This is a genomic window from uncultured Brachyspira sp. (assembly GCF_934747485.1).
Lineage (GTDB): Bacteria > Spirochaetota > Brachyspiria > Brachyspirales > Brachyspiraceae > Brachyspira.
Genome location: NZ_CAKVGN010000103.1, coordinates 1 through 6,604 on the forward strand (window position 1 = coordinate 1; position 6,604 = coordinate 6,604).

The window sequence follows — 6,604 nt, forward strand, 5'->3', positions numbered from 1 at the left end:
ATTATGATACACCTATGCTATACTTTAAGAAATTAAGGAATTCCTAACTGCAATATGTCTGGCTCCTGTGCAAAAAATTTTAGTAGAATTTTTTATGCTATTTTTTGTATAAATCATAAAAATACATCAAAGAATCAACTATATCTCCTCTTTTGCACATCTCTCTATAAGCTTTTTCATTAACAATTCTTGCCTCATTAACTTCATTTTCTTGCAATACTAAATCATTTATATTAACATCTCTTTTAAATATATAAGAATCAATTATAGTATTAGAAAAATCAATAACAAACGAAGTAAAAAATTCAGCCTCATCAATTTCAAAATTAAGACCTATCTCTTCTTTTAATTCCCTAACAGCTCCCTCAACACTGCTCTCGCCCGCAACTATAGAACCCTCAGTACATTCCCACATATTAGGACATATATTTTTACTGCTATGCCTCTTAGTTAATATCACCTCATCATTACTATTAACTACCCAAGCATGAATCACTATATGATAATCACCATTATCTAAAGGCAATCCCCGCTTATGAAACTTGTTTTTTTTATTTTTATTTATATCATAAATATCCCAAATCTCAGCCATAATATTTTTTTGATTCTATTACTCCCTATTGATATACGATGACACAACATTTCTAAAAGAGTTTATATGATGCTTAATATCGTATATATCTCTAATGCTTAAAATTTTATGTAAAACATACATAGGATTAAATGATAAATTATAAAAATATTCTACATATTGAAAAATATCATCAACTTCTAACTTCATTACACTACCCCTCATATCATATTCAAACCAATTATCAGTATTAATATAATCACTATCTTTGCAATAATTAAATATATTGGTGCCCGGATATGGAACAAAAATAGAAGTATTCATTGTATTAATATAGCCATTAGTCATTAAATATTTTATTACATCAAAAGTAGCTATAATATCTTCTTCATTCTCCCAAGGATATCCAATCTTCACCATCATATCTATAAGTAACCCCACCTTTCTTGCCATTTTAATAGACTCAATCATAGAATCTATATTTATATATGAAGGAGAGAGTTTCTCTAAAGTTTTAGTATTTGCAGAAGGAAAAGTAACAATCAATGTTTTAAACCCAGCTTTTTTCATCATCTTATAATAATGATAATCCAAATCCGTAAAATACATATAACAATCAATATAAACTTTTTTATTTAATTTTCTCTCTATCATAGTTTGACAAAATAATGAAAGCCACTCTCCCATAGGAAAAGATACTGTAACATCCACAAACTCTTTTATACCATATCTTTTATGCAAATATTCTATTTCATCAACAACATTAATAGGGTTTCTTAACCTAACATTATTAAACAATATATTAGAATCTGCACAATTATAATTATTAAAAACAGCCCCGCGTCCAGACATAATAAAAGTAGCCGGAGTTTTTTTATAATATTCATTTTCTTTGGAATATAATTTCCAATTCGTGAGATTTCTATCTATAAATGGAAGGCGGTCTAAAGGATAATCAAGTTTACATTTGCCAGTGTTTCTAATATTTCCTTGAGATGTTTTATAATATATACCCTCTTTTAATTTTTCACCATTATTAATATAATTCACAATACTTAAAAGAAGTACATCATAATCTCCGCCTGTAACAACAAAATCTACTTCAGATTTTAAAAAACTCTCTTCAGGCAATGCTGTAACATGACTTCCTGCCAAAACTATATAAGCATTTTTATATTTATCTTTAATAGCATTAATAGTATCCCAAGTATAATTTATTGTGGCAGTAGTAGATTCAAAAAATATTAATTGCGGATTTATTTTGTCTATTTGTATAAGCCAATCTATTATATCCATCTTTCTTGCTACAGTATCTATAAAAAAAACATCATAGCCGTTATTTTTTAATAAAGTGGCAGCATAAGCTAAAAGCATAGGATAATTAGCACTAAAATTTCTTACCCATTGAAATTGCATATTTAAAGACATTAATGGAAAACCTTTATTATATTCAAAAGGAGGATATGTTATACATACTCTATTAATTTTTTCTTTTTTCATTGCTTATATATATTTTTTTATTTTACTTTTTTAGCTATTTTTTTAGGAGATTTAGAAGATTTCTTTTTAATTATTTTTTTCTCATAAACATATTTTTCTAATTCATACTGGTCATCAAATATTACATCATACCACTCTTCATATCTCTCACATTTAGGCGGACTATGCTTAGTACATATATCATGCCTATTCTCATAATTTTTGCACAAATAAGTTTTTTTATCTAAATACCTGCACTCGCTTCTTATCATATGGTACCAAGTATCCTGATATATAAATATAAATGAATGCTTAAAATAAAGATACCATTTCAAAGTTTTTAATTCTTCTTCATTTTTAGGTTTAGATATTTCCATCACCAAATCATGACAGCATAAAGAATTACAATCTGCACATAATTTATCTGTAACTTTCTCTTTTCTATCTTTAAAAATTTTATCAGACGGTATCACTTTCATCAATAAATCACCTTATAAAAAATAAAACAATCATTTAATTATACTAAAGTGATTAGGTTTTGTCAATTTGATATTTTCGTTATTATCAGAAACTAACCATATTTAAGTTTTTATTATACTTATTAAAATATTATATAGTCATATTTAAAAAAAATATCAAAAATTCATATTTTTTTGCAATTTAAGAACTATAATTGGTTGATATTTTTATATAAAAATATATAATATATTACATAAAAAATATATTAGGAGAAGGAAAATGAAAAAACTTACTTACTTACTTAACTGTTATTTTGACATCTATTACTATAATGTCATGTAATAGTAAAACTACAAACCCTACTGACATAGGAGATGTTTCTCTAAGAGAAAGTTTAACTAGTTCAGGAAAACTTTCTATATATGAAGATACTGAAAAAAATTCATTAATAATGAAAGAAGAAAATTCTTCAAATAATGGTTATGTTTCCGCTAGTAAAACAAGCGATAATCAATATACCGTTCTTATATCAGACGATAAAAATTCAAAAGTAACAACCATATATAATAATTCATTGTTTCCAGATAAAATAAGTATTAATAATGGAACAAGTATATTAAATGGTGATATATTGAATTATAATGAAACAGAAAATACTTTTGACATATCTTGGAGAGAAGATGATGGTACGGAAATTTTCTATTTTAGTGGTATAAAACTAAAAGGAAAAGTTGATAGTAAATTTTCTAGTAATGATGAGGAAACATATGAACTTAAAATTATGCTTACATCATCTTTAATTACTGATAGTATGAATGATTATATTAATGAAAATCCTATGCCAAGAGCATGGTGGAATATCTTTTTAAAAGTAATTGCAGTTGTAGCTATTATAACAGTTGGTGTTCTTACTGGAGGAACTGGTGTAATAGCCATGCCATTCTTATAATAAAATTTTAAAAAGGAGAACGAAAATGAAATTAAAAATATTTATAATTTCTTTTATATTTATTTTTTCAAGTATGCTATTTCCTGCTTTTGAATTAGGTTTTGCTGGAAAATTTGGAGTTGCCAACAGTTTTACTGATTTAACAGGTGAAGTTTTTGAGCCAAGATTAGATTTAAATTTACAATTAGGTTATAACTTTCCTATAAATAAATCTTCTTTCAGAAGCATAAGCTTATTATTTGATACAGGAATAGATGCAAGAACTATATCTTTAAAAAATGATAATTATAAAATAAATCGATTAGAGGCAGGCGGAATAACAACTGGTTTGGCATTAAAATTTATATTTACTCCAGTTTTAAATTCAAAAATAGATTTAGTTTTCGGTTTATCTTCAGGTGTTAAATTTATACCTATAATAGATGATTTAAATATAAAACCAAATAAAGTTCCGATATCTCCATACGTTAATTTATTTTTAGAAGATAGAATATATAATATTAATGAAACGTTGGCTTTTGTATATGGTCTTAATATTTTTTATGAATATATGATATTTGATAAAAGTGATATAAATAACTTATTTGGAGGCTATAATATAAATCAGCATCATTCAATAGGAGCTATGCTTTCTTTAGGTATTCATTTTGGAAAGCGTTAAAGCTTATAATTATTAGCATGAAATATTGGGCTTATGATGAATGAATATATTTATCATAAGCCTTATATAATTTAGCCTAAAATATAGGTACTATCTTATTAGTTTATACATATTCCAAACATACAAAGCTAAAGCACTTGCACTTTTTGGTTCTTTTGACGAAGTCCGCACCGCGAGCTGCGGGAAAAAGAACAACAAAAAAATTATAAAAAATAATTGTTTTAAATACACTAAAAATTTTAAGTCTGTAAAACTCAGTTTTTATATTTTTATTGCTTTGGGGGCTAGCCCCCATACCCCCACTTCTTTTGCTGCCGCAAAGAAGCAAAAAGGCTGCATTTTTAGATTAAATACAAATATTATTTTATAATTAATACATATTCCTAAGATATTAGCTATAGTATTTGCTTATACTAAAGTTCAATCTTTAGAATAATTCTCCATAAACTTAATCAGCTCTTTTAAACAATTTGTATACTTCACTATATCTTCATCTTTTAATGAAGCAAGCATATCTGTATCAAGCTTTTCAAGTTTTTCTAATATAGGCTCGGCAAACTTAATACCCTTCTTAGTAAGAGTTATAATTTTATTTCTTTTATCTTTAGCATTAACCTTTCTTGTAATGTATCCTTTCTTCTCAAGCCCATTAAGAAGAGAACAGCTTGTTTGCTTTGGTATGCATAATTTCTCTGTAACCATATTCTGAGGGCATTCTTTATTATAATAAATTAGCCCTAATGTAAACAAAGTTAAATCTGTTATGCCGTACTGTTTTGCCCATATATGATAAAACCTATTAGTTTCATACCAATGGTCGTATATAATGTCTATATGCTTCTTTAACTCTTCTTCTTTCATTTAATAGCCTATTATTTTAGAAAAAACTTATTAATATAGTCAACAACAAAAATTGTAAGCACTATAAGAGGAAGTATATAACTAACATAGAATCTAGACCATTTAGGGAATTTCAAACCCTTACCAGTATCAGCTTCTTTAAGGAAGTTATTCCAACCCCAGCCAAGCTCTCTAGTACAGAATATTAATATTATTATACCGCCCAAAGGAAGGAAGTTGTTAGAAACTAAGAAGTCTAAACCGTCTATTATGCTAGTTCCTTCACCCAAAGGTTTAATAAATGATAATACATTAGAACCTAAAGCAGCAGGCAAGCTTAATATAAATATAGATATAGAAACAACTATTGTAGTTTTTTTACGGTTCCATTTAGTTTCAGACATAGTGAAAGCTATAATATTTTCAAATACAGCAATAATAGTAGTTAATGCCGCAATAGATAAGAATAAGAAGAATAATGCTCCCCATAATCTGCCTAAAACCATAGAATTAAATATATTAGGCAAAGTAAGAAATACTAAACCAGCACCCTGACCAGGATTTACTCCAAAAGAGAAAGTAGTAGGGAATATTACAAGACCAGATAATAATGCTATTAAAGTATCTAGTATAACAACCATTATAGATTCGCCAGTTAATGAATAATTTTTATCTATATAGCTTCCAAATATAGTCATAGCACCAATACCCAAACTCAAAGTAAAGAAAGCCTGACCTATAGCAGCATAAGCTACCTTAGAAAAACCAGCAATTCCATCGCCAAACATATTTTTGAAATTTGGAAGCAAGTAGAATTTAAGACCATCTTTAGCATTAGGCAAAGTAACAGCTCTCACTATAAGAATAAGAAGCACAAAGAAAAGTAAAGTCATCATAATCTTACTTATCTTTTCAACGCCATTTTCAAGCCCCTTAAAACAAACTATACTAGCAATTATAACAGCAACGAACATCCAAAATATTAATGTTTTAGGAGAAGCAAGCATATTACCAAAAAATGCCTGAACCTGCTCAGGAGTTAATCCTTCCATATAACCCATAGCCATAGAATAACAGAAATATAAACACCAACCAGCTATAGTAGTATAAAACATTAAAAGTAAAACACATCCAAAAATCTGCACATAACCAATTATATGCCACTTATGACCTTTTTTCTCCAAGTTTCTATAAGAACCAGCTAAATCTCTTCCGCCCGCACGTCCAACAGTAAACTCCATTATAAGTATTGGAAGCCCTAAGATTACTAATGATATTAAATATAAAACAACAAAAGCAGCTCCGCCGTATTGACCTGTAATATATGGAAATCTCCACACATTACCCAAACCTATAGCACAGCCAGCTGATACTAATAAGAATCCTAATCTGCTTGAAAGCTTTTCTCTCTTCTCATTCATAAATAATCACCTATACACTATTTTTTATATTTCTATTTATAATAATAATAAATATAAAAATTGTCAAGGATAAATTTTATAAGCAATAATTTTGTAATTTTAAAAAACTATATATTTAAAAACACAAAACTTTTATCCAATTAATTATAAAATGCACAGGAGCCAGACATATTGCAGTTAGGAATTCCTTAATTTCTTAAAGTATAGCATAGGTGTATCATAAT

Annotated in this window: 7 protein-coding genes; 2 read left to right on the forward strand and 5 right to left on the reverse strand. The window is 27.4% G+C overall.

Features of this window, described 5'->3' with window-relative positions; translation table 11 throughout:
- Positions 1–97 precede the first annotated feature (97 nt).
- From Q0H31_RS12675 to Q0H31_RS12685, 3 genes are read right to left on the reverse strand one after another with little or no spacing between them, the layout of a single operon-like run.
- Positions 98–592 carry an NUDIX domain-containing protein gene (locus Q0H31_RS12675; RefSeq protein ID WP_295298742.1) on the reverse strand — a complete coding sequence of 165 codons (495 nt, stop codon included), beginning with the start codon at positions 590–592 and terminating at the stop codon, positions 98–100.
- 18 nt (positions 593–610) lie between these two features.
- Positions 611–2,071 (reverse strand): cobalamin-dependent protein, encoded by a 1,461-nt coding sequence (locus tag Q0H31_RS12680; protein WP_295298745.1) that lies wholly within the window; start codon positions 2,069–2,071, stop codon positions 611–613.
- A 17-nt stretch (positions 2,072–2,088) separates the two neighbouring features.
- A complete protein-coding gene (locus Q0H31_RS12685) occupies positions 2,089–2,529 on the reverse strand; it encodes a YkgJ family cysteine cluster protein (protein WP_013244352.1) in 441 nt (146 codons plus the stop codon).
- Positions 2,530–2,822: 293 nt separating this feature from the next.
- On the opposite strand from Q0H31_RS12685, the gene Q0H31_RS12690 reads away from it, so the two are divergent.
- Both Q0H31_RS12690 and Q0H31_RS12695 read left to right on the forward strand, forming a co-directional pair.
- Positions 2,823–3,458: a hypothetical protein gene (locus Q0H31_RS12690; protein WP_295298748.1), complete on the forward strand. Its 636-nt coding sequence runs from the start codon at positions 2,823–2,825 to the stop codon at positions 3,456–3,458.
- A gap of 25 nt (positions 3,459–3,483) precedes the next feature.
- Positions 3,484–4,119 (forward strand): hypothetical protein, encoded by a 636-nt coding sequence (locus Q0H31_RS12695; RefSeq protein ID WP_295298750.1) that lies wholly within the window; start codon positions 3,484–3,486, stop codon positions 4,117–4,119.
- 420 nt (positions 4,120–4,539) lie between these two features.
- On the opposite strand, the gene Q0H31_RS12700 is transcribed toward Q0H31_RS12695, so the two are convergent.
- Both Q0H31_RS12700 and Q0H31_RS12705 read right to left on the reverse strand, forming a co-directional pair.
- A complete protein-coding gene (locus Q0H31_RS12700; protein WP_278774729.1) occupies positions 4,540–4,980 on the reverse strand; it encodes a MarR family transcriptional regulator in 441 nt (146 codons plus the stop codon).
- A gap of 11 nt (positions 4,981–4,991) precedes the next feature.
- Complete coding sequence (locus Q0H31_RS12705) at positions 4,992–6,380, reverse strand: sodium-dependent transporter (protein ID WP_295298753.1); 1,389 nt, start codon at positions 6,378–6,380, stop codon at positions 4,992–4,994.
- Positions 6,381–6,604: the final 224 nt, after the last annotated feature.

What these genes read in the sequence shown, in the direction of transcription:
- Q0H31_RS12675 (WP_295298742.1), bottom strand. Translation starts at nt 592, where the DNA reads ATGGCTGAGATTTGGGATATTTATGATATAAATAAAAATAAAAAAAAC.
- Q0H31_RS12680 (WP_295298745.1), bottom strand. Translation starts at nt 2,071, where the DNA reads ATGAAAAAAGAAAAAATTAATAGAGTATGTATAACATATCCTCCTTTT.
- Q0H31_RS12685 (WP_013244352.1), bottom strand. Translation starts at nt 2,529, where the DNA reads ATGAAAGTGATACCGTCTGATAAAATTTTTAAAGATAGAAAAGAGAAA.
- Q0H31_RS12695 (WP_295298750.1), top strand. Translation starts at nt 3,484, where the DNA reads ATGAAATTAAAAATATTTATAATTTCTTTTATATTTATTTTTTCAAGT.
- Q0H31_RS12700 (WP_278774729.1), bottom strand. Translation starts at nt 4,980, where the DNA reads ATGAAAGAAGAAGAGTTAAAGAAGCATATAGACATTATATACGACCAT.
- Q0H31_RS12705 (WP_295298753.1), bottom strand. Translation starts at nt 6,380, where the DNA reads ATGAATGAGAAGAGAGAAAAGCTTTCAAGCAGATTAGGATTCTTATTA.